The organism is Naasia sp. SYSU D00948 (assembly GCF_017916515.1).
GTDB lineage: Bacteria > Actinomycetota > Actinomycetes > Actinomycetales > Microbacteriaceae > Naasia.
The window spans coordinates 834665-859063 of record NZ_JAFMTA010000001.1 but is presented as its reverse complement, the minus strand read 5'-3'; the positions used below and the strand labels follow the sequence as shown (position 1 = coordinate 859063).

Genomic DNA, 24399 nt, shown 5'->3' with positions numbered 1-24399 from the left:
GCCCCGGCGAGCGGGACCGGCCTTCCTCTGGAGCTACTGGCGAGCGCCCTGCAGGTCGGCTCCGAGCGTCGCCTGCGCGGTGGTCTCCCCGCTCGAGCTCAGCGTGAAGGCGGCCTGGTCGCCTCCCGCGCTGACGCGGTAGTCGCCGAGGAAGCCGCTGACGCGCACCCGGCCCTCCGCGTCCGTCCGCATCGGGGTCGCGTCCAGCCACCACTCGCCCTTGATGAGGCCGCGCAGCGCCTCGTAGGACGGCTTGACGGAGCCGTCCGCCCGCACGAGCCCGCCGGGTGCGCCCAGCCACATCCCGTTGTCCGATAGGCCCCAGTAGTTGATGACCTGCACGGACGGGTGGGAGACGAGGGACCTGTAGTGCCGGGTGATCTCGTCGGCCTGGCGCTCCTCGCCCTCGGGCGTGGTGGGCCACTCGGGGATCTGGTAGTCGTTCAGGTCGTCGATCTCGGGCGGCATGACGTGCCCGGACACGAGCGTGGTCTCGGTCATGTGGATGGGCAGGCCGTAGCGTGCGAAGCGGTCGACGATCTCGAGGACCTGCTCCTCGCCGCGGTAGCCCTGGTGCATGTGCGTCTGCAGTCCGAGCGCGTCGATCTGGATTCCCGCCTCCAGCACGCCCTCGATGAGGCACTCGTAGGCGGACGACAGGTCGAAGTCGTTGAGCAGGAGCGTGGCGTTCGGGTTGGTGGCGCGGGCCTCCTCGAACGCGAGCCGGATCATGTGGATGCGGCCGCGGTCGTAGGCGAGGTTGGTGATGCCGTTGTCGCCGTTCTTGAACACCGGCATGATGACGACCTCGTTGATGGCGTCCCAGGTGTCGATCAGCCCGGCGAAGTCGCGGACGTCCCGGCGGATGCGCTCACGCTGCACCTGCTCGATCTCGTCGAGCGACAGGTCGAGCAGCCAGGGCGCCGTGACGGTGTGCCACACGAGCGGGTGGCCCTTGACCATCACGCCGCGGTCGGCGAACCACTGGGCGGTGTTGCGGATGCGCACCGTGTCGGGCTTGCCGCGGACGGGCTCGAAGCGGCCCCAGTAGAACGGCAGGGTCGCCTGGTTGAAGAGCTCGAGCCAGAGCCCGGAGAGGTGCTCGAGCTGGTCGAGGGAGGCGCCGCCGAAGGTCTCGACCTCCTTGGCGACGGCGTCCTCGTCCGTCTCGCCGTTCGCGAGCGGGATGAAGTCGAAGCCGATGTTGCCGAAGCCGAACGCGTGCCGCGTCTGCTCGACGACGACCTCCGTGTCGGCGAGCGGGCGGCCGTCGGGACCGAGGACGGTCACGGTCGCGTCGGCGATGCGGTGACGCATGGTCGGGTCAGCAGGGGGGACAGGGGCAGCCACGGGCTCTCCTCCTCGAGTGCGGTTACAGGTGGCCGGCGAGGCCGACCCTGCGGAGTTTAGCCCGAAGGAAAAGTGTTCACGAGCAACCCGAAATGTTTCGGACCCTCAGCCCTGGAAGTCCTCCGGATTGACCTGGTCGAGGAACTGCTTGAACTCGGCGAGCTTCTCCTCCTCGCGCGACTCCTGCCCGGTCTCGTCCGGGATCCCCGCCTCATCGAAGACCTGATCGGCGACCCAGATCGGCGCATCGACCCGGGCGGCGAGCGCGATGGCGTCGGAGGGCCGCGAGTCGATGATGCGCCGCCCTTCGCGCGTCCGCAGCGTGATCTCGGCGTAGAAGGTGCCGTCCTCGATCTTGGTGACCTCGACGCGCTCCACCTCGGCGCCGACCACCTCGAGGAGGGTCTTCATGAGGTCGTGGGAGAGCGGCCGGGGCGTCTCGGCTCCCTCGACGGCGACGAAGATCGACGTCGCCTCCTGCGACCCGATCCAGATGGGCAGGATCCGACCGACGCCGGGCTCCTCGAAGATCGACTTGAGCAGGATGACCGGTGCGCCGGCGCCCACCGCGAGTCCTGCGACACGGACCTGGACCATGATGCGACCTCCCGAGCAGACGTTGCGGGACGCTGACATGGTAGGCCCGCAGGTTCGGCGGAACCCGGGAATCGGGGGCGCTTCCTGGTGGGCCCCGTCGGGCTCGAACCGACGACCCGCGGATTAAAAGTCCGCTGCTCTGCCAACTGAGCTAGAGGCCCGCGCTCCAATGTAGCCCCGCCCCCGATCCCCGGGTGGCGCAGTCGATGCCACCGAGTGCGCCCCGGAACACCGAACGCGCCTCGTGCACGGGGTGCACTCGGTGCTTCGGGGCGCACTCGGTGGGGCGGGGTGCGCTCGGCGGCCCCGGGGGGCTGACGCCACGTCCGCCGCCGCCCCGCCGCTAGACGCGGCGGCCGGTGATGACGCGCAGCAGGAACGCGATCGCCGCGAGGATCAGCAGGACGAGGCCGACCCACAGGAGGAACTGCACCGCCTCGACGATCCCGCCGACGATGAGCAGGATCACCGCGAGGATCGCGAGCAGGATGAGGAGCGTGTTCACGTCGGATGACCTCCTTCTCCGCCGGCCCCCTCAGGACCGGCGGGACTCGCCGCGGATGAAGCGCATCAGCGCGCCGAACACCAGGGTGACCACGATCAGGACGATCGCGAGCCAGAGCAGCCACTGGATCGCGTCGATCACCAGGCCGAGCAGCGCGAGCACCACCCAGGCGGCGAGCAGCGCGACCATGAGCCACATGGGGCTCAGCGTACTCCCGCGCCCCCGCCCGGGGAGCGCCGCCGGGCCCGCGCGTACCCTGGTCCGGTGACGGAGAGGCACTCGAAGCCGGTCAAGTTCGCCGGGTACCAGTTCGACGCGATCCAGGGCGGCCAGGATCCCGCGGCCGTGTCGCGGCTCGCGCACGAGAGCGCCGCCGCCCTCGTCAACCGGGTGCGCGAGGAGCGCGACCCGGAGGTCGTCGACCGGCTGGTGTCGTTCACCGACGAGCACGGGATCGACGCGGTCGCCGAGCTCTGGTCCCGCGCGACCCCACGCAGCCTTCCCGGCGCGCTCTGGCGGATCTACCTGCTGCGCGCGATGATCCGGAGCGATCCGCGCGGCATCAGCCTCTTCTACCAGCGGGGCCTGGGCGTGGCGCGCACGATCGACCCGGTGGTGGCGGGCGCGGCCGAGCCGGCAGGGCCCGACGAGGTCCTCGCGCTCGCCGACCTGATCCTCCGGGGCGTGTTCACCGGCGACCTCGCCGTCGCGCTCGATCGCGCCGCCGCCTTCTGCCGGGTCGTCGCAGCCGGCTGCACGAGCCTCGCCGACGACGCGGACGTCGCCGAGCCCCTGCGCGCGACGGATCTCACGACGCGGGCCGCGCGCCTGTCCACCTTCGCGGCGGACCTGAGCGCCTCCTCCAAGCTGTGGCACGAGGGTGGCCTAGACTAGGACGGCCGGGCCGCAGTAACCCCGGGCTCCAAAATTCGCCGCTTCGAGCGGCCTCGCGCCGAGAGGCGTTAACTGCGGTCCGGCGCTTCCCGCCTGGGAGGCCCTCGTCGCCGCCGTTCTCCGCCATGCTGGGAGGGTGCAGGACGAGGCTCCCCCCGTGACGGACGCGGTCCGCGACACCGAGGCGCTGCTCACCCGCGTCGCGACAGGCGACCGGGCAGCCTTCGCCGACCTGTACGACGCCACCGCGGCGCGCGTCCTGGGGCTCATCCGGCGCATCCTGATCGACCCCGCGCAGTCCGAGGAGGTCGCCCAGGAGGTTTTTCTGGAGATCTGGCAATCCGCCGGGCGCTTCGAACCGAATAGAGGTTCAGCGACGACGTGGATCCTGACCATGGCGCACCGCCGGGCCATCGACCGGATCCGCTCCTCCCAGGCGGGGCGGGACCGGGACCTCCGCATCGGCGTGCGGGACTACAGCCCCGACATCGACGACGTGTCGGAGCAGGCGGAGATCCGCCTCGAGAACGAGCGCGTCCGCCGGGCGATGGCTCGCCTGACCGAGCTGCAGCGGCAGGCGATCACCCTCGCGTACTACGAAGGACTCACACACACGGAGATAGCGGAGCACCTGAGCATCCCCCTCGGCACGGTCAAGACACGGCTGCGGGACGGGATGATCAGACTGAGGGACGAGATGGGAGTGGCGGGATGAGCGACTGCTACGACCGCGCGTCGAGTTCGGGGGCCTACGCGCTGGGCGCCCTTTCCCCGGAGGACGCGGCGGAGTTCGAGGCCGCCGTCCGCGACTCCGCCCAGCTGCGGGCCGAGGTCGACGGGTTCGCCGAGGCCGCCGCGGTGCTCGCGCTCGCGGTGCCGCCCGTCGCACCGTCCCCGGCGCTGAAGGCGTCGATCCTGGCGGCCATCGATGCGGAGCCGCAGCGAGCCGAGCCGGCCCCGGTCGCCGGAGCGGAGCCGGCCGCAGCGGAGCCGGCCGGAGCGGATGTCCTGCCCGACGCCGGGCCTGCGGTCACCGGGCCGGCCGCCGCCGAGCCCCTCGTCGCCGCGGCGGCGGCCTCCGAGGTCGCCGACTCCGAGCCCCGGCTCGCCGGGGGCCAGCACGTCGCGCGCCGCCCCTCCCGCGGGCGCCCGACCGCGAAGGCACTGCGTGCCCTGGCCGGGGCCGCGGCCGCCGTCGTCCTGTTCGCCGGGGGAGCGCTCGCGGGCGGCCTGCTCACCGCCGTGTCCCAGGAGCGGACCGCGGACCGCTTCGCCGCCCTCAACGCGGCGCCCGACGCCGTTCGCACGAACACGCCCCTCCCGGACGGCGGCAGCATCTCGTTCGTCGGCTCGGAGGAGCTCGGCATGTCCGCCGTCGTGCTGCACGACGCGGAGCTCCCGGAGGGCAGCACGTTCCAGGCGTGGTACGTCGAGGAGTCCGGCCCGGAGAGCGCCGGGATCGTGGACCCGGACGCCGGCCCGAACTACCGGATGCTCGAGGGCGACTACGACGGCGAGCCGGTCGCGATGACCATCGAGCCCGAGGGTGGATCGGCCGAGCCGACCACGGAGCCCATGGTCCTCACCGAGGGCGCCTGACTCCGGCGCCTTGACGACCCGCCGCCGGATCCCGGCCGTGTCCTAGCCGAAGCGACCGGAGACGTAGTCCTCGGTCGCCTTGACCTTGGGGCGGGAGAAGATCAGCGACGTGTCGTCGTACTCGATGAGCTTGCCCGGCTTGCCGGTGCCCGCGATGTTGAAGAACGCGGTCCGGTCCGAGACGCGGCTCGCCTGCTGCATGTTGTGTGTCACGATCACGATCGTGTAGTCCTGCTTGAGCTCCTCGATGAGGTCCTCGATCGCGAGGGTCGAGATCGGGTCGAGGGCCGAGCAGGGCTCGTCCATGAGGATCACCTCGGGCTGCACCGCGATCGCGCGGGCGATGCAGAGCCGCTGCTGCTGACCGCCGGAGAGACCGGACCCGGGGACGCCGAGCCGGTCCTTCACCTCGTTCCAGAGGTTCGCGCCGCGGAGGGCGCGCTCGACCAGGTCGTCGGCCTCCGACTTCGGCAGGCGGCGATTGTTGAGCTTGACGCCCGCGAGCACGTTGTCCCGGATCGACATGGTCGGGAAGGGGTTCGGGCGCTGGAACACCATGCCGACCTGACGGCGGACGAGCACCGGGTCGACGCCGGGGGCGTAGAGGTTGTTGCCGTCGATGAGCACCTCGCCCTCGACGCGCGCGCCCGGGATCACCTCGTGCATCCGGTTGAGGGTGCGGAGGAACGTCGACTTGCCGCAGCCGGACGGGCCGATGAACGCGGTGACGGAGCGGGGCTCGATCGAGAGGTTGACGCCTTCGACGGCCATGAACTTGCCGTAGTAGACGTTGAGGTCCTTGACCTGGATGCGCTTGGACACGGATTCCTTCTCTGTATGTGTCAGCGGCCCGTCTTGGGCGCGAAGAATCGGGCGATGAGCCGGGCGAGCAGGTTGAGCGCCATCACGATGAGGATGAGCACCAGCGCGCCGGTCCAGGCTCGGGCGATGTAGGCGTCGCCGTCGGTGCCCTGGTTGGCGTAGGAGGTGAACACGAAGACCGGGAGGCTCTGCATCCGGCCGTCGAAGAGGTCGTAGTTCATGCTCTGCGTGAAGCCGGCGACGAGCAGCAGCGGCGCCGTCTCGCCGATGACGCGCGCGATGGCGAGCATGACGCCGGTCGTGATGCCGGCCGCGGACGTGGGAAGGACGACCTTCACGATCGTCAGCCACTTGGGCACGCCGAGCGCGTAGGCCGCCTCGCGCAGCTCGTTCGGCACGAGCTTCAGCATCTCCTCGCAGGCGCGGACCACGACGGGGATCATGAGGACGGAGAGCGCGACGGAGCCGGCGAACCCCATGCGGACGCCGGGGCCGAAGATGAGCGCGAACACCGCGTAGGCGAACAGACCGGCGACGATCGAGGGGATGCCCGTCATGACGTCGACCAGGAAGGTGATCCAGCGCGCGATCTGACCGCGGCCGTACTCGACGAGGTAGATCGCGGTCATGAGACCGATCGGCACCGAGATCAGCGCGGCCACGGCGGTGATCTCGAGCGTGCCGACGATCGCGTGGAGCGCGCCGCCGCCCGCGCCCACGATGTTGCGCTGGGACATCGTGAAGAAGTCGAGGTCGAAGCGGGCCGCGCCGTTCGCGACGACGGTCGAGAGGAGCGACACCAGGGGCAGCAGCGCGACGATGAACGCCGCGAAGACGAGCGCCGTGACGAGCCGGTCGACCGCCTGGCGGCGTCCCTCCACCGAGAGGGACACGACGTAGATGATCGCGACGTAGAGGACGGTGCCGAAGAAGAGGGTGCCGACGAGGCTGAAGTCCCGGACGGTGCCGCTCATCGCGAAGATGGCGTACACGCCGGCGACGACGAGCCAGCACGCGACGAGAATGGCCCACGGGGCCATCCGGGGCAGGCGGCCGTGGGTGAGGGAGTTCCCGGCGGTGGTCGAGACGGCCATCAGTTCGCTCCCGAGAATTCCTTGCGGCGGTTCACGACGTACCGCGCGACCGCGTTCACGGCGAAGGTGACGACGAACAGAACCAGGCCCGTGGCGATGAGCACGTTGACCCCGGTGCCGAACGCCTCCGGGAAGCTCAGCGCGATGTTCGCCGCGATCGTGTTCGGGTTCGTCGAGCCGATCACGATGAAGGAGATGACCGCGGCCGGCGACAGGACCATCGCGACGGCCATCGTCTCGCCGAGCGCACGCCCGAGACCCAGCATCGCGGCGGACACGATCCCCGCGCGCCCGAAGGGGAGCACGGCCATCCGGATCATCTCCCACCGGGTGGAGCCGAGGGCGAGCGCGGCCTCCTCGTGCAGGCGCGGCGTCTGCAGGAACACCTCGCGGCAGATCGCGGTCATGATCGGCAGGATCATGACCGCGAGCACGATGGCGGCGGTCAGGATCGTGCGGCCGGTGGCCGAGGCCTGCCCGGCGAACAGCGGGAACCAGGACGCGTTCTCCGCGAGCCACGCGTAGGCGGGACGCACGAGCGGGGCGAGCACGAGGCCGCCCCAGAGCCCGAACACGACCGAGGGCACCGCGGCCAGGAGGTCGATGATGTAGCCCAGCGTCTGGGCAAGGCGCCGCGGGGCGTAGTGCGAGATGAACAGCGCGATGCCGATCGCGAGCGGGGTCGCCATGAGGAGCGCGAGCGCCGCGGCCCAGAGTGTGCCGAACGCGAGCGGGGCGACGTAGTCCCAGAAGTTCTTCTCGCCGAGGATGACGGTGTCGCCCGGCTGCGCGAGAACGCCGGGGATGCCCTGCGCGATGAGGAAGATGGCGACGGCGGCCAGCAGGATCAGGATGGTCGAGCCGGCCGCGAGAGCGGAGCCCGAGAAGACGCGGTCGCCCGGGCGCTGCTTGGCCCGAATGGGAACGGCGGCACTCGCCATGTGCTCGATTGCCCTCCGGTAGTGGATGAAGACTCAGCGAGCGGCTCGGAACGGGAAGGCTCCGAGCCCCTCGCTCAGTCTGCCCCACCCGGACGCGTCGCGCGCCGGGTGGGGCAGAGGTGAGAGTGGATTTACTTGATCAGCTCGATCGCGGCCTCGATGTCGCCGCGCAGCGTCTCGGAGATCGGCGCAGAGCCGGCCGACGAGGCGGCCTCCTGCTGGCCCTCCTCGCTCGCGATGTAGCTGAAGTAGCCCTTCACGAGCGCTCCGACCTCGGCGTCCTGGTACTCCTGGCAGCCGATGAGGTAGCTGACGAGGACGATCGGGTAGACGCCCGCCTCCTGCGTGGTGCGCTCGATCTCGATGGCGATGTCGCCCTCGGACCGGCCCTCGACGCGCGGCGACGCGTCGACGATCGCGGCCGCGGCCTCCGGCGAGTAGGAGACGAACTCCTCGCCGACCTGCACCGCGACGGTGCCGAGGTCACCGGCGCGCGACGCGTCGGCGTAGCCGATGGTCCCGTTGCCGCCGCTCACCGCGTCGACCACGCCGGTGGTGCCCTGAGCGGCCTCGCCGCTCTCGATCGGCCAGACGCCGTCGGGCTCGTAGGTCCAGACCTCCGGCGCAGCGGACGCCAGGTAGTCCGTGAAGTTCTCGGTGGTGCCCGAGTCGTCCGAGCGGTGGACCGGCGTGATGGCGAGGTCCGGCAGGGTGACGCCCTCGTTGAGCGCCGCGATCGCCGGGTCGTTCCAGTTGGCGATCGTGCCGGCGAAGATGCCCGCGATGGTCGCCGCGTCGAGGTTGAGCGTGTCGACGCCCTCGAGGTTGAAGATCACGGCGATGGGGGAGATGTAGAGGGGGAGCTCGACGATGTCCGTGTCGGGCGCGCAGGCGGCCCAGCCGCCGGCGGCGATCTCCTCGTCGTCGAACGCGCGGTCGGAGCCGGCGAAGTTCACGCCGCCCTCGAGGAAGGCCTCGCGGCCCGCGCCGGAGCCGCTGGGGTCGTAGGTCACGGTGACGTCGGGGTTCGCGCCCTGGAAAGCGGCGATCCAGGCCTCCTGAGCCGAGCCCTGCGAGGAGGCGCCGGCGCCGACGAGGTCGCCGGAGAGGCTGCCGCCCTCGGAGCCGGTGCCCGTGGTGCTGCCCGGGTCGGCGGCGCCCTCGTTCGCGGCGCAGGAGGTGAGCGCGAGCGCGCCCACGAGAGCGAGGCCGGCGAGGCCGGCGGAACGCTTCGAGATCAAAGGGATTCCCTTCGGATTGTGTGCAGGAGTCGAACCCTGGCCGAGGCCCGGGGCCGTTCGGAACGTGCGCGATCGATGCGCTGTGGACCGCGCGCGAAGGCGACGGCGTCGGGTTCCTTCAGGACGGTAGGGCTCCCGGATGACGAGAGTCGTGCGTCCCGGTGAACGGAAGGTGAACGGCTCCTCGGTATTCGACGGCCGCTCAGACGAGGGGGGCGTGGCTCTCCATGGCCACGAGCCCGCTCTCCGGGTCGTCCGACGAGAGGTGCAGCACCGTGAACTCGGCGGTGCTCAGGATCGCGGCGCGCACGAGCCGACCGTCGCGCTCGCCGTGGGTGCGCCGCACGACGGCGTCGAGGATCTCCGGCATCACCGGCGAGTGGCTGCACACGACGGTGGGGGTGCGCTTCGCGATCCGCTTGCGGAGGAGCCGTTCGAGCTCCTCCCGGGGCGGCGCATCCGTGCCGCCCTCCCACAGCTCCTGGCTGAGGGCGGGGGCGCGCTTGATCTCGAGGTCCAGCATCCGCGCGAGCGGCCGCACCGTGTCGACGCACCGCTTGGCAGGACTCGACAGGATGGCCTTCGGGTTGAACGCCCGCAGGAGCGGGACGAGCGCCTCGGCCTGCTGCTTCCCGCGCGAGGTGAGCGGGCGGGCGGCGTCGCCCTCGCCCGAGTCCTGCTCCGCCTTGGCGTGGCGCAGCGCGATGACGGAGAACGTGCGGTGGTGGTGCCGGTGCACGAGCTCCGCGAAGCGGTCGAGGACCTCGACGTCGCGGGGGTAGGTCAGCCGCTTCCGGGCTCTGCCGAGGGGGACCCACTCGATCCTGTCGACCTCGTCGTTCGGCCGGAAGCGTCCCCGCCGGAGCTGGCCGCGGCGCACCTCGGCGGCCCAGTACCGCACGACCTTGTCCCGGCCGCCCGGCAGCAGGTACTCGGTGGAGCCGAGCGGCGGCCCGAGGGTGACGGAGTACCCGGTCTCCTCCCGGATCTCGCGAACGGCGGCGACCGGGAGGGTCTCGCGGTCGTCCACCTTGCCCTTCGGCAGGCTGACGTCCTTGTGGCGGGGCCGGAAGATCAGGAGCACGTCGATCCCGGACCTGCCCTCGCGCCAGCAGACGGCGCCGGCCGCCAGAACCGGACCGGCGTCGACGAGGCTCACCGGCTGCGTCTCCGGGCGGTCACCTCGCGCATCACGACGTCCTGCAGATCCGACAGGGGCGTCCCGGTCTTGGAGAGGGCGTGCCTGACCCACGTGCCGTCCGCGTCCAGGTGCCAGGACGAGGTGCGGTCGGACATCGCGAGATCGAACAGCTTCGCCATGTCCCGCTGGTGGCGGCGGTCCGTGAGCCGGACGAGGACCTCGATCCGCCGGTCCAGGTTGCGGTGCATCATGTCGGCGCTGCCGATCCACACCTCGGGCTCGCCGCCGTTCGCGAACGCGAAGATGCGCGAGTGCTCGAGGTAGCGGCCGAGGATGGATCGGACCCGGATGTTCTCGCTCAGGCCCGGGACGCCGGGACGGATCGCGCAGATGCCGCGGACCCAGATGTCGACCGGCACACCGGCGTTGCTCGCACGGTAGAGCGCGTCGATCACGGCCTCGTCCACCATCGAGTTGACCTTGATCTGAATCCGCGCCTGCTTGCCCGCCCTCGCGTTCGAGGTCTCGCTGTCGATGCGCTTGATGAGGCCCTTGCGCAGGTAGCGCGGCGCGACGAGGAGGCGGCTGAACTTCTTCTCGATCGCGTAGCCCGACAGCTCGTTGAAGAGGCGGGTGACCTCCTTGCCGACCTGGTCGTCCGCGGTCAGGAGCCCGAAGTCCTCGTAGATGCGGCTCGTCTTCGGGTTGTAGTTGCCCGTGCCGATGTGCGTGTAGTGCCGCAGCTGCCCGTTCTTCTCCTCGCGGATGACGAGGGAGAGCTTCGCGTGGGTCTTCAGCCCGACGATGCCGTAGACGACGTGCACCCCGGCCTTCTCGAGCTTCCGGGCCCAGGAGATGTTGTTCTCCTCGTCGAACCGCGCCTTGATCTCGACGATCGCGAGCACCTGCTTGCCGGCCTCGGCCGCGGCGATGAGCGATTCGACGATGGGGCTGTCGCCGGAGGTCCGGTACAGCGTCTGCTTGATTGCGAGCACGTGGGGGTCCGACGCCGCCTCGTCGAGGAAGGCCTGCACGCTCGTCGCGAACGACTCGTACGGGTGGTGGACGAGGACGTCCGCCTTGGAGACGGCCGCGAAGACGTCCGGGGTGCTGGAGCCCTCGGAGGGCAGCAGCTGGACGGCGGTCGTCGGCAGGTGCGGCGGGTACTTGAGGGCGGGACGGTCGAGCTTGGTCAGCTCGAACAGGCCCGAGAGGTCCAGCGGGGCGGGGAGGCGGTAGACCTCCTGCTCGGTGATGTCGAGCTCGCGGATGAGCAGCTCGAGCGTGACCGGGTCCATGTCGTCGCTGATCTCGAGGCGGATCGGCGGGCCGAAGCGCCGGCGGAGGAGCTCCTTCTCGAGCGCCTGGATGAGGTTCTCCGACTCGTCCTCGTCGATCTCGACGTCCTCGTTGCGCGTGAGCCGGAACTCGTGGTGCTCGAGGATCTCCATGCCGGGGAACAGGTCCTCGAGGTGGTTCGAGATGAGGTCCTCGAGCGGGATGAAGCGCGTGAGCCCGGAGCCGTCGTCCGGCAGCGGGACGAAGCGCGGCAGCATCGACGGGACCTTGACGCGGGCGAACTGCACCTTCTCCGTCTTGGGGTTGCGCACCCGCACCGAGAGGTTGAGCGAGAGCCCGGAGATGTACGGGAACGGGTGCCCGGGGTCGACGGCGAGCGGCATCAGGACGGGGAAGATCCGCTGCACGAACTGCTCGCGGACGCGCTCCCGGTCGGCGACGCCCAGGTCGCTCCAGCTCTCGATGTGGATGTCGGCGTCGTCGAGGGCCGGCTTGACGAGGTTCCGGTACGCGGCGGCGTGCCGGGCCTGGAGCTCGTGCGCCACCCGGCTGATGTCGGTCAGGACATCGTGCGGAGCGCGGCCGATGTTCGTCGGCACGGCGATGCCGGTCGCGATCCGGCGCTTGAGGCCGGCGACCCGGACCATGAAGAACTCGTCGAGGTTGCTCGCGAAGATCGCGAGGAAGTTCACGCGCTCCAGCAGCGGGAGGTTGGGATCCTCGGCGAGCTCCAGCACGCGCTGGTTGAACGCGAGCCAGCTGAGCTCGCGGTCCAGGTACCGGTCCGAGGGCAGGGACTCGTCGAAGGTGGGCGTCGGCTCGTCGTACTCGTCGAGCATCGCCGCAGCGAGGGCCGGATCGCCGAGGACGGTGTCGCTCTCCACCGCATCATTGTGCACCCCGGAACCTGCCGGAGGGCAACGGGACGCCCTCCCTTGACGCCCGCCGATCCGGTGCGTCAGCCCCGCGCGGCGGGGGAGAGGTTCGGCTGCTCGTCGTCCTCGTAGACGTTGAAGCGGTAGCCGACGTTGCGGACCGTGCCGATGAGCGACTCGAGGTCGCCGAGCTTGGCGCGGAGGCGACGGACGTGCACGTCGACCGTCCGGGTGCCGCCGAAGTAGTCGTAGCCCCACACCTCGCTGAGCAGCTGCTCGCGCGTGAACACGCGGGAGGGGTGGGTGGCGAAGAAGCGCAGCAGCTCGAACTCCTTGAAGGTGAGGTCGAGCGGCCTGCCGTGCACCTTCGCGGAGTAGCTCGCCTCGTCGATGACGACCCCGGAGGCCTGGATCTTGGAGGCGGACTGCTCCTGCGCCATCCGTCCGACGACGAGGCGGATGCGCGCGTCGACCTCTGCGGGACCGGCGGTCTCGAGGATCACGTCGTTCGCGCCCCAGTCCGCGGAGACGGCGGTGAGGCCGCCCTCGGTCAGCACGAGGACGAGGGGGACGGCGAGGCCCGTGGTCTGGAGGATCTTGCACAGCGACTTGGCGCTCGCCAGATCGGTGCGGGCGTCGAGGAGGATCACGTCGCTCGGCGGGGCGCTGATCAGCTGGGCGGGCTCCGCCGGGATCTGCCGCACCTTGTGGCTCAGCAGGCCGAGCGCGGGCAGGACCTCCTGATCGACGGCAGGGGTCAGTATCAGCAGCTGCGCCACGCACCCTCCCCGATAGGTAGGTCCCCAATAGTAGACGGTGGCATCCGCGGCAACCCCCTCGCGGTCTGCGGCAGAATCCTTGAGGTGAGAGCTTCCTGGGCCGCCGCGGTGCCCGTCTGGGTGCTGGCCGCGGTCGCCGGCGCCGCGATCGTCGCGCTCGCCGAGCCGGGGTCGCGACCCGGGCTGCTGTCCCTGGCGCTCGCCGGCGCGGTCGTGCTGACCCTCTGCATCCAGCTGGTGACCGGGGACCGGAAGGGCTTCGTTCGCCGGGTCACCGCGTCGGCGGTCGGCGCCTTCGCCGTGCTGCTGGTCGCCTCGCTCGCCGCGCTCGCCGTGCCCTGATCCTGCGGGAGGCGGAGGGTAGACTTGCAGCCATGCTGCTGGCGCTCGAACTGTTCTACCTCGGACTGCTCGCGCTCGCGTCGCTCGCCATCGGCTGGGTCTCCCTGGTGGTGCTCTACAGCCTGTTCAGGGGCCAGCGTTAGTCCGCACTCCGCAGCACCGCGCAGCTCGCTGAGAACGCGCGGAGGAGGTTCCCGATGATCAACCTGCCGACCGGTCTGCCCGCCGAGCTCGTGCCCCTGTCCTGGCTCATCGGAGTCTGGGAGGGCACGGGCGTCGTGGAGTACGCCGTCGGAGACCGGCAGATCCGCCAGGAGTTCGGCCAGCGGGTCAGCTTCAGCCATGACGGCCAGCCCTACCTCAACTACTCGTCGCACACGTGGATGCCGACGGGTGCCGACGAGGCGGACCCCGTCGGCACCGCTCCGCTCATGGCCGAGACCGGCTACTGGCGTCTCTCCCGGGGCTTCCTCGAAGGGGATCCCGGGCCCGGCATGCTGCCCGGCGTCGGCCCCCGCCCCTACAACACGGCGGAGTCGGTGGAGACCCTCCGCAACAACTCGGACGGCTTCGACATCCAGGTCTCGCTCGTGCATCCCACGGGCGTCAACGAGCTCTACCTCGGTCAGGTCCGCTCCGGGCGGATCGACCTCGCGACGGACGCGGTGATGCGGACGGAGGGCGCGAAGGAGTACTCCGCAGCCACCCGCATCTACGGTCTCGTCGAGGGCGACCTCCTCTGGGCCTGGGACATCGCCGCGCTCGGCCAGGGGCTGCGCAGCCACGCATCCGGACGGCTCAGTCGAGCCGACTGACGGCGCTCCGGTGTCTTCGGAGCGCTCGGCGGGGCGGGGGCGCGGCGGCGGCCGGAGCTCGCTGCTAGACGACCGGGGCCGCCGGTGAGACCGGCTCCGCCATGCGCGGCAGGGACCGCCAGGCGTCCTGAAGCAGAGCGACTCCCGAGCGCAGCTCGTCCGGCCCGGCGGTGAACGGGATCCGCACGTTCCGCTCGTAGGCGCCGTCGATGCCGAATCGCGGTCCTGCGGTCAGCAGCAGGTCGCGGGCGCGCGCCGCGAGGGACAGCGCCGAGCTCATCGGCGTGCCGAGGCCGACCCAGAAGCTCAGGCCTCCCGCCGGCATCGGCACTCGCCACTCGGGGAAGGCCTCCGGCAGCAGGCTGCCGAGGAGGTCGCGGCGGGTCCGCAGCTGCTCGACGCGATCTGCGATCACCTCGGGGAGCCGGGGGAGGAGCTCGGTCGCCACCAGCTGCTCGACCGCGGGCGTGCCGAGGTCGGAGGAGGCGCGGGTCGTCGCGAGCCGGGAGACGACCTGCTCGTCGGCTCGGATCCAGCCGAGGCGGAGTCCGCCCCAGACGGTCTTCCCCAGGGAGCCGACGGTGACCGTGAGCGCGTCGACGGGCGCGGCCGCGGCGAGCGGGGGGTGCTGGGCCGGGGAGTCGATGCCGAGGTCCCGCGTGGTCTCGTCGATGAGCAGGAGGGTCCCGGCGCCCGCCGCGGCGCGTGCGACCGCCTCGCGGGTGGCGCCGTCCATGCTCGCTCCGGTCGGGTTGTGGAAGTCGGGCATGAGGTAGGCGAGGGCCGGACGGGCGTTCTCGAGCGCCGCCTCGAAGCCCGGCACGTCCCATCCCGCCTCGGTCACGCCGACCGCGATCAGGCGTCCGCCGCCCGCGTCGCGCAGCGCCTCGGACGCGTGCGGGTAGGTGGGGGACTCGACGACGACGCGGTCCCCGCGCGTGAGGAGCGAGCGGGCGCAGAGGGCGATGGCGTGCTGGGCACCGAGGGTCACCATGATCTGGGACGGCCGGGTCGGCAGGCCCTGCTCCTCGTAGCGGGCCGCGATCAGGACGCGCAGCGCCTCCCGCCCGATGAGGTCGAGGCCGCTCCCCATCCCCTCGGCACTGAGGGATCCCGCGACGTCGCGATAGATGTCGGGAAGGCCCGGCCACATGGGCGGCGTCGCCTTGCCGAAGTCCACGAGCCCACCGTCGGCGAGGGTCGGCGCGGCGCCTGCCGCGGAGGGCAGGGTCGCCATGCTGCCGGCTCCCCGCGTGCTCGTCAGGTAGCCGCTCTCGCGGAGCAGCCGGTAGGCCGAGATGACCGTCGTCCTGCTGCGGCCCAGCACCTCGGCGAGGTCCCGTTCGGCGGGCAGCCAGGTCTGCGCCGGGATCCGTCCGTCGATCAGGAGGACCCGGATGCGCTCCGCGAGCGCCTCGTAGGCCGCACCGCCGGTCGCCTCCCACTCGCCCAGGAGGCGCGCGAGCGCGTGCCCGCTGAGGGTGCGGCGACCCGGTCGTCCCGTCGTCATCGGTCCAGCATATGTGGATTGGACTCTTGATGGTCGGGCTGGTCGGCGATTGGATCGGTCTCGTCGGAGCCGATGGGCACCGATCAGCCGAGATCGAGGGTCCGAGAGGAGGGGATTGGTATGGTCATCCTTCTGATCGCGATCCTGGCGGCCGGCGCTGCGGCGTCCGTCGCGGCCGCGGTGCGGCTGGTGCGGCGCGACGGCTACGGTCCGGTGCGCACGCGCCTGGACTACGACACCCGCCTCCCGCTGCTCTGAGCGACCTAGGCTGGAGGCGGCCGCGGAACCGGCCGGAGCGCGGAAGGCGGCGAGCGAGGGTGGAATCCGAGACGATCTCCCCGCTCCTCGGCGTGCCTGGGGCCGTCGACTCCGCCGGACCCGATGCGGGCGTCCCCGCGCACTACGGCAGCCCGCTCGCCGAGCAGCGCGCGCTGGCGTCCGGAGTGGCGATCGCCGAGGTCGGTCGCGGCGTGGTCACCGTCACGGGTCCCGACCGGCTGTCCTGGCTCGACTCGCTCACGAGTCAGCGCCTCACCGGCCTCCAGCCGGGGGAGTCCGCGGAGTCCCTCCTGCTCGACCCGCACGGGCACGTCGAGCACGACCTGCGGATCGTCGACGACGGGGACACCGCCTGGCTGCTCGTGCAGCGGGAGGAGGCGCCGTCCCTCGCCGCCTTCCTGACCCGCATGCGCTTCCTCCTCCGCGTCGAGGTCGTCGACGTCACGGAGACGACCGCGGTGCTCGGCGGGCTCGAGGGCTCGACGGTCCCGGTGCCCGCCCTGGTGACGTGGGCCGATCCCTGGCGGACAGGCGCTCCGGGCGGCGTGCAGTACGCCTCGCCGGCCGCGCATCCCGCCTCCGAGTGGACGTGGACGGAGACGGTCGTCCGCCGCGACGACGTCGCCGCGCTCGCCGACCTCGCCCGCCGCGGCGAGGTCCGGCTCGCGGGTGCGCTCGCGGTCGAGGCGCTCCGCGTGGCGGCCTGGCGCCCGCGCCTCGGGGCCGACACCGACGAGCGCACCATCCCCCACGAGCTGGACTGGCTCCGCAGCGCCGTGCACCTCTCCAAGGGGTGCTACCGCGGACAGGAGACGGTCGCGAAGGTGCACAACCTCGGCCGGCCGCCCCGGCGGCTGGTGCTCCTGCACCTGGACGGGTCGGAGAACGTGCCGGTGGTGTCCGGGGCGCCCGTCCTCGATCGCGCGACCGGGAAGGAGGTCGGCGCCGTGACCTCGCCCGCCGTCCACCACGAGCTCGGTCCGATCGCGCTCGCCGTCGTGAAGCGCGGCCTGGACGCAGCGGCCCCGCTCGTCGTCTCGGTCGACGGGGAAGCCGTGGCCGCGACGCAGGAGGTCATCGTCCCGGCCGACGCGGGCGCCGCGCTGGGCGACCTGCCGAAGCTGCCGAGGCTCGGGTCCGCCGCCCGCCGCTGATCCTCACGATCCGCCTCGTGCTGCCGATCGGCGACGGCTCGGCGGCGCGGCGACGTGACGGGTCACCACGCGAACCCCTGCGGCTCCACCTCCGTCCAGGGCACGGTGAGCTCGCCCAGCCGCACGCGCCGCGGCGGTGTCAGGACGCTCCAGCCGGCGGCCGCGAGGCGGGCGACCGTCTCCTGCCAGTGCTGCACCGGCCCGAACTCGGCGTAGCCGGCACTGTGGAGCCAGAACCGGTCGAGGTCCGCGAGCAGGGCGTGGATCCGCTCACCCGGCACGTTGCGGTGGATGAGCGCTTTGGGAAGGCGCTCCGCCACGACGCTCGGACGCTCGAGCCCCGCGAGCCGCAAGGAGACGGTGAACGTCTCGGGTCCCGCCGCCGTCACCCCCACCCAGCTCGCGACTCGCCCCACCTCGTTGCTCGTGCCGTCGACCAGCAGACCGGCGGGGGAGAGGCGGCCGGCCATCCGGTGCCAGATCGCCGGCACCTCGTGCTCCTCGTACTGCCGGAGCACGTTGAGCGCGCGCACGATGTCGGGAGAGCGGGCGTCCGGCAGCGGAAGCTCGAATCCGCCCAGCCGGAACTCGAGCCCGGGGCGGGCATGGGGCTCGGCGGCCGCGACGCGCTCCGGGTCGATCTCGATGCCCACGACCCGCGTGTCCGGACGCACCCTCCGCAGCCGGTCGAAGAGCTCGGCGGCGGTCCACGGCGCCGCCCCGTAGCCGAGGTCGACGACGAGGGGCGCCTCCGCCCGGAGGAACGCCGGATGCGCGGCCAGCCACCGGTCGACCCGGCGCAGCCGGTTGGTGCCGGTCGTGCCCCGGGTCACTCGGCCCTCCGGCATGGCTAATAAGGTAGGGGACATGCCAGCGCCCTACACGCTCGTCCTGCTCCGTCACGGCTCCAGCGAGTGGAACGAGAAGGGTCTGTTCACCGGCTGGGTGGACGTCCGCCTGTCGGAGACGGGCGTGAAGGAGGCGATCCGCGCAGGCGAGCTGCTCCGCGAGTCCGGCATCGTGCCGAACATCCTCTACACGTCCCTGCTCAGCCGCGCGATCCAGACCGCGAACTACGCGCTGTCCGAGGCGGACCTGCTCTGGCTCGAGACGAAGCGGTCCTGGCGCCTCAACGAGCGCCACTACGGCGACCTGCAGGGCAAGGACAAGGCGGCGACCCTCGAGCAGTACGGCCCCGAGCAGTTCAAGACGTGGCGCCGCTCGTTCGACGTGCCGCCGCCCGAGATCTCGGACGACAACGAGTACTCCCAGGCGGGCGACCCCCGCTACGCCGACCTCGGCTCCGACCTGCCGAAGACGGAAGCGCTGAAGGACGTCATCGACCGCTTCCTGCCCTACTGGGAGATCGAGATCAAGCCGCAGCTGCGAGCGGGCAGGACGGTCCTCATCGCTGCGCACGGCAACTCGCTGCGTGCGCTCGTGAAGCACCTCGACGGCATCTCGGACGAGGACATCGCCAACCTGAATCTGCCGACCGGCGTCCCCCTCGTCTACAAGCTCGACGAGAACTTCCGGCCGACGGTTCCCGGCGGCGAGTACCTCGACCCGGAGGCGGCCGCCGCGGGCGTCGCCGCGGTCGCCGCCCAGGGCACCAAGAAGTAGCGCCGCGCGGCGGGCACTCCTCCCGCCGAGATGCCACCTGGTGCTCCCATCCGGCGCCGATGACAGCACCGACTGGCACCTCGAGGGCGTGCCCGTTTCGCGACTTCGCGTGACGCAGCGCACCGTCCCTACCGCGGTGTCACGCGCGCGCCGTCACACGCCGTCGAAGTGCCACTTGGTCCTCCCATCCCGGCCGAATGGCAGCACCACGTGGCATCTCGATGGGCGACCCTGCACCCTGCCGTGCGCGTGCGGACGTCGAAGTGCCACTTGGTGCGCTCATCCGAGACGGATGGCAGCACCACGTGGCATCTCGATGGACGAGGGCGCCGGGGACCGGGTCAGACGGACGCGACGACCCAGTCCCCGGTCGCGAGGTACTGGACCTTCTTCGCGATCGAGACCGCGTGGTCGGCGAAGCGCTCGTGGTAGCGGGACGCGAGGGTGGCGTCGACCGTGTCGACCGCGGCGCCCTTCCACGTCTCGCCGAGCACCTTGTCGAAGACGCTGAGGTGCAGCTCGTCGACGCTGTCGTCCTCGGTGCGGATCTGCTCCGCCAGCTCGACGTCCTCCGTACGGAGGAGCTCCACGACCTTGCGGGCGAGGCTCACGTCGAGCCGGCCCATCTCGGCGAAGGTGCTGCGCAGGCTCTTCGGCACGACTTTGTCCGGGAAGCGGTAGCGAGCCAGCTGCGCGATGTGCGAGCTGAGGTCGCCCATCCGCTCGAGGCTCGCGCTGATCCGCAGCGCACTCACGACGATGCGCAGGTCGCGGGCGACGGGCTGCTGCCGGGCGAGGATGTTGATCGCCAGCTCGTCGAGGCCGAGCGCCAGCTCGTCGATCTGGTGGTCGTCGGCGATCACCTGCTCGGCGAGGCTCACGTCCGAGTCGTTGAACGCGGCCGTGGCGCGCTCGATCGAGACCGCGACGAGTTCCGCGATCGTGACGAGCCGCTCCCGGACGTCGGTCAACTGCTCCTGAAAGACCTCGCGCATGCCTGTTCCCTCCCCGGCGCCCGCCGCCGTCGGCCTGCCAGTCTCCGGCGGGAAGGTTAACGGCAGGTGCCGCTGTGCTGAACCTTCGCCCAACTCGGCCCCTCTGATCGGAGGAGGCACCGGGCGGGGGAAAAGGTCCTCATATTCTAGGCATCATGCAATCAGCGTGGCTGGTGCCTCTGGCCATGCTCTTCGGCCTTGCCGCGGGCACAGGTCTGACGCTCCTGGTCGTGCTCTCCGTGCGCCGCGGACACGAAGCGGCGGAGGCCGCGACCGAGGACGTGCCGGACGGCGTCGAAGGGATGCTGGACGCCCTGGGCGCGCCCGCCCTCGTGGTCGACCCGTCCAACACGGTGGTGAAGCACTCCCCGGGAGCGGCCGCGCTCGGGCTCGTGCACGCGCGGGCGCTGCTCTCCCAGGCGCTCGTCGACCTCGTGGAGGAGGTCCGGCGCGGTGACGGTCCGGTCGTGCGCGAGCTGAGCCTGTCCCGCGGTCCGTTCGGCAGCGCGGCGCGACCGGTGGTCGTCCGCGCGGCCCGTCTCGGCATCCGCTACGTGCTGCTCCTGGTCGAGGACAGGTCGGAGGCGCTGCGCCTGGAGGAGGTGCGGCGCGACTTCGTCGCGAACATCAGCCACGAGCTGAAGACGCCGATCGGCGCCATCACGCTCCTCTCCGAGGCCCTCGACAGCGCGGCGGACGACCCCCAGGGCGTCCGGCGCTTCGCCGCCCGGATGTCCACCGAGGCACAGCGGCTCAGCAGGATCACGCAGGAGATCATCGACCTGTCCCGTCTGCAGGCAGCCGACGCGCTCAAGTCGCCGGAACTCGTCCACATCGACCACGTCGTCGCGTCCGCGATCGACCAGAACTCCGTCGCGGCCGCCGCCCACCGGATCGAGGTGCGGCGCGGCGGGGAGAAGCGGACCACCGTCTACGGCGACGAGGCGCTCCTCATCATGGCGGTGCACAACCTCATCGCGAACGCGATCCAGTACTCGCCCGACGGCGGCCGCATCGGCGTGGGGGTGCGGCGCGTCGACGACCTCGTCGAGATCGCCGTCACCGACCAGGGGATCGGCATCGCCGAGGAGGACCGCGACCGCGTCTTCGAGCGGTTCTACCGCGTCGACCGGGCTCGATCCCGCAACACGGGCGGGTCCGGCCTGGGCCTCGCCATCGTCAAGCACGTCGTACAGAACCACGGCGGCGAGGTCCGCCTGTGGTCGCAGCCGGGGCGCGGGTCGACCTTCACCCTCCGCATCCCGGCGGCCTCGGAAGCACGAGCGGCAGCGCTCGGATTGGAGTCAGCGTGACCCGCATCCTCCTCGTCGAGGACGAGCCCGCACTGAGCGAGCCTCTCGCCTTCCTGCTCGAGCGGGAGGGCTACGAGGTGGCGGTCGCCGAGGACGGGCCGTCCGCCCTGACGGAGTTCGGCCGTGACGGCGCCGACCTGGTGCTGCTCGACCTCATGCTCCCGGGCCTGCCCGGGACCGAGGTCTGCCGGGAGCTGCGCGCGCGCTCGTCCGTGCCGATCATCATGGTGACGGCGAAGGACTCCGAGGTCGACATCGTCGTGGGGCTGGAGCTCGGCGCGGACGACTACGTCACGAAGCCGTATTCCACGCGGGAGCTCCTCGCCCGCATCCGTGCCGTCCTCCGCCGGCAGGTAGAGCCGGAGGAGGTCCAGAGCGTGCTGCACGTGGGCCCGATCCGGATGGACGTCGAGCGCCACCTGGTGAGCGTGCACGGCGCGCCGGTGGCCATGCCGCTGAAGGAATTCGACCTGCTCGAGATGCTGATGCGGAACGCGGGACGCGTGCTGACCCGCGGGCAGCTCATCGACCGGGTGTGGGGAGCCGACTACTTCGGGGACACCAAGACCCTCGACGTGCACATCAAGCGGCTGCGCGCGAAGATCGAGGAGAACCCGTCCGAGCCGGCGCTGCTCGTGACCGTGCGAGGGCTCGGCTACCGGTTCGAGGACGCCGCAGCGGTCTGAGCCGCAGGCGCTAAGCCGCCGCTGCGCCCGCCGACGCGGCCGTCCGTCGAGCGGCCTCCACTCGCGGCGGGGCGCCACCGATCGATCGCGACGCCCCCACGACGCTTACTCGCTGGTGCCCTCTTCGCCCGAGTCGACGGAGTCGCCCGGGTCGGTCTCGCCGGTGTTGTCGCCGTCCGGGATGGTTCCCTCGGTCGGCGTCGGAGCCGGGATCGGGGATGCCGTGGGCGAAGGCGTGGGGGACGGACTCGGCGTGAGCGTCCGGTACTCCTCGAGGACCGTGTCGAGCACCGGGACGCGGACCTCGGATCCCTCCGACGAGCCGCTCTGGAAGTAGACCGGGAACAGGGCTCCCGGGATGGTGTCGATGCCCTCGAGCACGATCTGGTCGCTGTCGCCGTAGCCGTAGGTGACGGTCGACTGCCCCGGGATCGTCAGATCGATGGTGGTGCGGCCCGCCGTGCCCTCGAACTGCACGCTCAGCGGCTGCGACTCCGAGGTCGGGTTCGCGACGGAGATGACCAGGGACGCGCGCTCGCCGGCCTCGCTCACCAGCAGGGCGTTGCGCACGGCGAGGTTGCCCACTTCGGCGCTGACACCGTCGCTCGGGTCGTACTTGCGGGGAAGGATGATGTTCCCGTTCGTGAACGAGCACCCCGCGACGGCGATGGCCAGCACGGCCGCGAGCAGGGCGGACACCGCCGCGCGAACCTTGAGCACTGTCTTCCTCCCGGCGTTCCCGCGTCCACCGGTGCCTCATCCAGGCAGCTTCGGGGCGCGGTCAGCGTTCCTGAGCCTACTGCACGGGCTGCGCCCGCCTGGTGACCCCGGGGGCTCCGAATCGGCCTCTGTGCTAGACTTCTGGCCGGTCGAAAGGACTCATCACCCATGCTTTTCGAGGTCGGCGAGACTGTCGTGTACCCCCATCACGGGGCGGCAACCATCACTGAGGTCAAGAAGAGGATGGTGAAGGGCGAAGAGAAGGTCTACCTCAAGCTGAATGTGACGCAGGGAGACCTGACCATCGAGGTCCCGGCGGACAACGTCGACCTCGTGGGCGTCCGCGACGTCATCGGCAAGGAGGGCCTGGATCGGGTCTTCGAGGTGCTGCGCGCCCCCTTCACCGAGGAGCCGACCAACTGGTCCCGCCGCTACAAGGCGAACCTCGAGAAGCTCGCCTCGGGCGATGTGATCAAGGTCTCCGAGGTCGTCCGCGATCTCTGGCGCCGCGACCAGGACCGCGGCCTCTCCGCCGGCGAGAAGCGCATGCTCGCGAAGGCTCGCCAGATCCTGATCTCCGAGCTCGCCCTCGCCGAGAAGACCGACGAGGACAAGGCGTCCATGGTCCTCGACGAGGTCCTCGCCTCCTGAGCCTCCCGCGATGAGCGCGGACCCCACGGTCGGGGTGGTGCTCGTCGCTGCCGGGGCGGGATCGCGCCTCGGCCTCGGCGTGCCCAAGGCATTCGTGCCGGTGGCGGGCCGATCCATGCTCGCCCGGGCATTCGACGGCATCCGCGCGATGGAGCCCGAGCCGCAGGTCGTCGCCGTCGTTCCAGAGGGGCGCGAGGACGAGACCCGCACACTCGCCTCCGGCTTCCGGTCGCTCCGCGTCGTCCGCGGCGGCGCCTCCCGTCAGGAATCGGTGGTCGCGGGCCTCGCCGCGCTGGCGCCGTCGGTCCGGACCGTGCTGGTCCACGACGCCGCGCGGGCGCTGACACCGGCCCGCCAGTTCGAGCGGGTCGTCGCCGCGGTCGAGAGCAGCGGAGCCGGGGTCGTGCCGGGGCTGCCGGTCGCCGACACCATCAAGCGGGTGGACGCGGACGCCCGGGTCCTCGAGACCGTCGACCGCAGCCGTCTCTCCGCCGTGCAGACCCCGCAGGGGTTCCCGCGGGCCGAGCTCGACGCCGCGTACGCGTCGGTCTCGGACGAGCACACCGACGACGCCGCCGTGTTCACCGCGTCCGGGCGCGGAGTCCGGGTCATCCCCGGGTCGCCCCTCGCCTTCAAGATCACGACCGAGGACGACCTGCGCCGGGCCGAGCTGCTCCTCGCCGGCAGCCCGAGGACCGGGATCGGCATCGACGTGCACGCCTTCGGCGGTGACGCCCCGCTGCGGCTCGCGCTCCTGGAGTGGCCGGGCGAGACCGGACTCGCGGGACACAGCGACGGCGATGCGGTCGCCCACGCGATCTGCGACGCGCTGCTCTCCGCCGCCGGGCTCGGCGACATGGGCTCCCGCTTCGGCACGGCCGATCCGCGCTTCGAGAACGCGACCGGCGACGTCTTCCTCCGCGCCACCGTCGCCCTGCTCGCCGAGGCGGGCTGGGAGCCCGGCAACGTCGCCGTGCAGGTGATCGGAAACCGGCCTCGCCTGGCCGGGCGCCGCGAGGAGGCGCAGGACGCGCTCACGGCGGTGGTCGGCGCACCCGTCAGCCTGGCCGCCACGACGACGGACGGCCTCGGCTTCGCTGGCCGCGGCGAGGGCGTCACGGCCGTCGCGACGGCGCTCGTCCGTCCGGGCGCTCGCCGCGATCCCTAAGCTGGA

General features: G+C 71.5%; 27 protein-coding genes and 1 tRNA gene. 12 read left to right on the top strand and 16 right to left on the bottom strand.

The genetic code is table 11. From position 1 onward, the window contains the following. Nucleotides 1-33: 33 nt before the first annotated feature. The 5 genes from J3P30_RS03990 to J3P30_RS03970 form a co-directional block, all read right to left on the bottom strand. Entirely contained in the window at nucleotides 34-1317 is a 1284-nt protein-coding gene (locus tag J3P30_RS03990) for an endo-1,4-beta-xylanase (protein ID WP_210481860.1), read from the bottom strand. Nucleotides 1318-1455: 138 nt separating this feature from the next. Then, the gene (locus tag J3P30_RS03985) at nucleotides 1456-1947 is read right to left on the bottom strand and encodes a bifunctional nuclease family protein (protein WP_210479632.1); all 492 of its coding nucleotides are present in this window, start codon (nucleotides 1945-1947) and stop codon (nucleotides 1456-1458) included. Nucleotides 1948-2032: 85 nt separating this feature from the next. Further along, a tRNA-Lys gene (locus J3P30_RS03980) sits at nucleotides 2033-2108 on the bottom strand. A 182-nt stretch (nucleotides 2109-2290) separates the two neighbouring features. Next, on the bottom strand, nucleotides 2291-2452 hold the full coding sequence (locus J3P30_RS03975; RefSeq protein WP_210479631.1) for a hypothetical protein: 162 nt from the start codon (nucleotides 2450-2452) through the stop codon (nucleotides 2291-2293). Nucleotides 2453-2482: 30 nt separating this feature from the next. After that, nucleotides 2483-2650 (bottom strand): hypothetical protein, encoded by a 168-nt coding sequence (locus tag J3P30_RS03970; protein WP_210479630.1) that lies wholly within the window; start codon nucleotides 2648-2650, stop codon nucleotides 2483-2485. Between the two features lie 66 nt (nucleotides 2651-2716). Between J3P30_RS03970 and J3P30_RS03965 the strand changes: the two genes are divergently transcribed. The 3 genes from J3P30_RS03965 to J3P30_RS03955 all read left to right on the top strand — a co-directional run bounded on the left by J3P30_RS03965 (nucleotide 2717) and on the right by J3P30_RS03955 (nucleotide 4945). Further along, entirely contained in the window at nucleotides 2717-3346 is a 630-nt protein-coding gene (locus J3P30_RS03965) for a DNA-directed RNA polymerase subunit beta (RefSeq protein ID WP_210479629.1), read from the top strand. Between the two features lie 157 nt (nucleotides 3347-3503). Then, a complete protein-coding gene (gene sigK, locus J3P30_RS03960; RefSeq protein ID WP_307807392.1) occupies nucleotides 3504-4061 on the top strand; it encodes an ECF RNA polymerase sigma factor SigK in 558 nt (185 codons plus the stop codon). Next, a complete protein-coding gene (locus tag J3P30_RS03955) occupies nucleotides 4058-4945 on the top strand; it encodes an anti-sigma factor domain-containing protein (RefSeq protein WP_210479627.1) in 888 nt (295 codons plus the stop codon). Before sigK ends, J3P30_RS03955 begins: the two co-directional genes overlap by 4 nt. A gap of 42 nt (nucleotides 4946-4987) precedes the next feature. On the opposite strand, the gene pstB is transcribed toward J3P30_RS03955, so the two are convergent. The 7 genes from pstB to J3P30_RS03920 form a co-directional block, all read right to left on the bottom strand. Then, nucleotides 4988-5767, bottom strand: coding sequence for a phosphate ABC transporter ATP-binding protein PstB (gene pstB, locus J3P30_RS03950; protein ID WP_210479626.1), 780 nt, complete (start codon nucleotides 5765-5767; stop codon nucleotides 4988-4990). Between the two features lie 20 nt (nucleotides 5768-5787). Further along, nucleotides 5788-6861, bottom strand: coding sequence for a phosphate ABC transporter permease PstA (pstA, locus tag J3P30_RS03945; RefSeq protein ID WP_210479625.1), 1074 nt, complete (start codon nucleotides 6859-6861; stop codon nucleotides 5788-5790). Further along, nucleotides 6861-7802: a phosphate ABC transporter permease subunit PstC gene (pstC, locus tag J3P30_RS03940; RefSeq protein WP_210479624.1), complete on the bottom strand. Its 942-nt coding sequence runs from the start codon at nucleotides 7800-7802 to the stop codon at nucleotides 6861-6863. The genes pstA and pstC overlap by 1 nt, the downstream gene beginning before the upstream one ends. Nucleotides 7803-7933: 131 nt before the next feature. Then, entirely contained in the window at nucleotides 7934-9049 is a 1116-nt protein-coding gene (locus tag J3P30_RS03935; RefSeq protein ID WP_210481859.1) for a phosphate ABC transporter substrate-binding protein PstS, read from the bottom strand. A 196-nt stretch (nucleotides 9050-9245) separates the two neighbouring features. After that, nucleotides 9246-10202: an NUDIX hydrolase gene (locus tag J3P30_RS03930; RefSeq protein ID WP_210479623.1), complete on the bottom strand. Its 957-nt coding sequence runs from the start codon at nucleotides 10200-10202 to the stop codon at nucleotides 9246-9248. Next, complete coding sequence (locus J3P30_RS03925; RefSeq protein ID WP_210481858.1) at nucleotides 10199-12322, bottom strand: RNA degradosome polyphosphate kinase; 2124 nt, start codon at nucleotides 12320-12322, stop codon at nucleotides 10199-10201. Before J3P30_RS03925 ends, J3P30_RS03930 begins: the two co-directional genes overlap by 4 nt. Nucleotides 12323-12441: 119 nt before the next feature. After that, the gene (locus tag J3P30_RS03920; protein WP_210479622.1) at nucleotides 12442-13137 is read right to left on the bottom strand and encodes a winged helix-turn-helix domain-containing protein; all 696 of its coding nucleotides are present in this window, start codon (nucleotides 13135-13137) and stop codon (nucleotides 12442-12444) included. Nucleotides 13138-13221: 84 nt separating this feature from the next. On the opposite strand from J3P30_RS03920, the gene J3P30_RS03915 reads away from it, so the two are divergent. After that, nucleotides 13222-13479: a hypothetical protein gene (locus tag J3P30_RS03915; RefSeq protein ID WP_210479621.1), complete on the top strand. Its 258-nt coding sequence runs from the start codon at nucleotides 13222-13224 to the stop codon at nucleotides 13477-13479. Nucleotides 13480-13676: 197 nt separating this feature from the next. Continuing rightward, nucleotides 13677-14294 (top strand): FABP family protein, encoded by a 618-nt coding sequence (locus J3P30_RS03910; RefSeq protein ID WP_210479620.1) that lies wholly within the window; start codon nucleotides 13677-13679, stop codon nucleotides 14292-14294. 64 nt (nucleotides 14295-14358) lie between these two features. Here J3P30_RS03910 and J3P30_RS03905 read toward each other — a convergent pair whose 3' ends face one another. After that, on the bottom strand, nucleotides 14359-15804 hold the full coding sequence (locus tag J3P30_RS03905) for a PLP-dependent aminotransferase family protein (protein WP_210479619.1): 1446 nt from the start codon (nucleotides 15802-15804) through the stop codon (nucleotides 14359-14361). Between the two features lie 120 nt (nucleotides 15805-15924). Between J3P30_RS03905 and J3P30_RS15030 the strand changes: the two genes are divergently transcribed. Both J3P30_RS15030 and J3P30_RS03900 read left to right on the top strand, forming a co-directional pair. Further along, nucleotides 15925-16062 carry a hypothetical protein gene (locus tag J3P30_RS15030; RefSeq protein WP_246853476.1) on the top strand — a complete coding sequence of 46 codons (138 nt, stop codon included), beginning with the start codon at nucleotides 15925-15927 and terminating at the stop codon, nucleotides 16060-16062. A 59-nt stretch (nucleotides 16063-16121) separates the two neighbouring features. After that, entirely contained in the window at nucleotides 16122-17237 is a 1116-nt protein-coding gene (locus J3P30_RS03900) for a glycine cleavage T C-terminal barrel domain-containing protein (protein WP_307807391.1), read from the top strand. A gap of 62 nt (nucleotides 17238-17299) precedes the next feature. On the opposite strand, the gene J3P30_RS03895 is transcribed toward J3P30_RS03900, so the two are convergent. Continuing rightward, nucleotides 17300-18085, bottom strand: coding sequence for a methyltransferase domain-containing protein (locus tag J3P30_RS03895; protein WP_210479617.1), 786 nt, complete (start codon nucleotides 18083-18085; stop codon nucleotides 17300-17302). Nucleotides 18086-18104: 19 nt separating this feature from the next. On the opposite strand from J3P30_RS03895, the gene J3P30_RS03890 reads away from it, so the two are divergent. Next, a complete protein-coding gene (locus J3P30_RS03890; protein WP_210479616.1) occupies nucleotides 18105-18860 on the top strand; it encodes a phosphoglyceromutase in 756 nt (251 codons plus the stop codon). Between the two features lie 341 nt (nucleotides 18861-19201). On the opposite strand, the gene phoU is transcribed toward J3P30_RS03890, so the two are convergent. Then, the gene (gene phoU, locus J3P30_RS03885; protein WP_210479615.1) at nucleotides 19202-19855 is read right to left on the bottom strand and encodes a phosphate signaling complex protein PhoU; all 654 of its coding nucleotides are present in this window, start codon (nucleotides 19853-19855) and stop codon (nucleotides 19202-19204) included. A 155-nt stretch (nucleotides 19856-20010) separates the two neighbouring features. Between phoU and J3P30_RS03880 the strand changes: the two genes are divergently transcribed. Together J3P30_RS03880 and J3P30_RS03875 are read left to right on the top strand one after the other, a co-directional pair. Further along, nucleotides 20011-21168, top strand: coding sequence for a cell wall metabolism sensor histidine kinase WalK (locus J3P30_RS03880; protein ID WP_210479614.1), 1158 nt, complete (start codon nucleotides 20011-20013; stop codon nucleotides 21166-21168). Then, on the top strand, nucleotides 21165-21854 hold the full coding sequence (locus tag J3P30_RS03875; protein ID WP_210479613.1) for a response regulator transcription factor: 690 nt from the start codon (nucleotides 21165-21167) through the stop codon (nucleotides 21852-21854). The genes J3P30_RS03880 and J3P30_RS03875 overlap by 4 nt, the downstream gene beginning before the upstream one ends. Nucleotides 21855-21959: 105 nt before the next feature. Here the strand turns inward: J3P30_RS03875 and J3P30_RS03870 are convergent, their stop codons facing one another. Continuing rightward, nucleotides 21960-22574: a hypothetical protein gene (locus J3P30_RS03870; RefSeq protein ID WP_210479612.1), complete on the bottom strand. Its 615-nt coding sequence runs from the start codon at nucleotides 22572-22574 to the stop codon at nucleotides 21960-21962. Nucleotides 22575-22742: 168 nt separating this feature from the next. Here J3P30_RS03870 and J3P30_RS03865 point away from each other — a divergent pair, with 168 nt between their 5' ends. Next, complete coding sequence (locus tag J3P30_RS03865; RefSeq protein ID WP_210479611.1) at nucleotides 22743-23225, top strand: CarD family transcriptional regulator; 483 nt, start codon at nucleotides 22743-22745, stop codon at nucleotides 23223-23225. A 10-nt stretch (nucleotides 23226-23235) separates the two neighbouring features. Further along, nucleotides 23236-24393 carry a 2-C-methyl-D-erythritol 4-phosphate cytidylyltransferase gene (gene ispD / locus J3P30_RS03860; protein WP_210479610.1) on the top strand — a complete coding sequence of 386 codons (1158 nt, stop codon included), beginning with the start codon at nucleotides 23236-23238 and terminating at the stop codon, nucleotides 24391-24393. Nucleotides 24394-24399: the final 6 nt, after the last annotated feature.

Bases quoted from the DNA above. Each gene is read 5' to 3' on its own strand.
- ispD (WP_210479610.1), top strand. From the start codon at position 23,236: ATGAGCGCGGACCCCACGGTCGGGGTGGTGCTCGTCGCTGCCGGGGCG.
- J3P30_RS03905 (WP_210479619.1), bottom strand. From the start codon at position 15,804: ATGACGACGGGACGACCGGGTCGCCGCACCCTCAGCGGGCACGCGCTC.
- J3P30_RS03955 (WP_210479627.1), top strand. From the start codon at position 4,058: ATGAGCGACTGCTACGACCGCGCGTCGAGTTCGGGGGCCTACGCGCTG.
- J3P30_RS03970 (WP_210479630.1), bottom strand. From the start codon at position 2,650: ATGTGGCTCATGGTCGCGCTGCTCGCCGCCTGGGTGGTGCTCGCGCTG.
- J3P30_RS03990 (WP_210481860.1), bottom strand. From the start codon at position 1,317: ATGCGTCACCGCATCGCCGACGCGACCGTGACCGTCCTCGGTCCCGAC.
- pstA (WP_210479625.1), bottom strand. From the start codon at position 6,861: ATGGCCGTCTCGACCACCGCCGGGAACTCCCTCACCCACGGCCGCCTG.
- J3P30_RS03895 (WP_210479617.1), bottom strand. From the start codon at position 18,085: ATGCCGGAGGGCCGAGTGACCCGGGGCACGACCGGCACCAACCGGCTG.
- pstC (WP_210479624.1), bottom strand. From the start codon at position 7,802: ATGGCGAGTGCCGCCGTTCCCATTCGGGCCAAGCAGCGCCCGGGCGAC.
- J3P30_RS15030 (WP_246853476.1), top strand. From the start codon at position 15,925: ATGGTCATCCTTCTGATCGCGATCCTGGCGGCCGGCGCTGCGGCGTCC.
- J3P30_RS03880 (WP_210479614.1), top strand. From the start codon at position 20,011: ATGCAATCAGCGTGGCTGGTGCCTCTGGCCATGCTCTTCGGCCTTGCC.
- J3P30_RS03925 (WP_210481858.1), bottom strand. From the start codon at position 12,322: ATGCTCGACGAGTACGACGAGCCGACGCCCACCTTCGACGAGTCCCTG.
- J3P30_RS03910 (WP_210479620.1), top strand. From the start codon at position 13,677: ATGATCAACCTGCCGACCGGTCTGCCCGCCGAGCTCGTGCCCCTGTCC.
- phoU (WP_210479615.1), bottom strand. From the start codon at position 19,855: ATGCGCGAGGTCTTTCAGGAGCAGTTGACCGACGTCCGGGAGCGGCTC.
- J3P30_RS03865 (WP_210479611.1), top strand. From the start codon at position 22,743: ATGCTTTTCGAGGTCGGCGAGACTGTCGTGTACCCCCATCACGGGGCG.
- J3P30_RS03890 (WP_210479616.1), top strand. From the start codon at position 18,105: ATGCCAGCGCCCTACACGCTCGTCCTGCTCCGTCACGGCTCCAGCGAG.
- J3P30_RS03985 (WP_210479632.1), bottom strand. From the start codon at position 1,947: ATGGTCCAGGTCCGTGTCGCAGGACTCGCGGTGGGCGCCGGCGCACCG.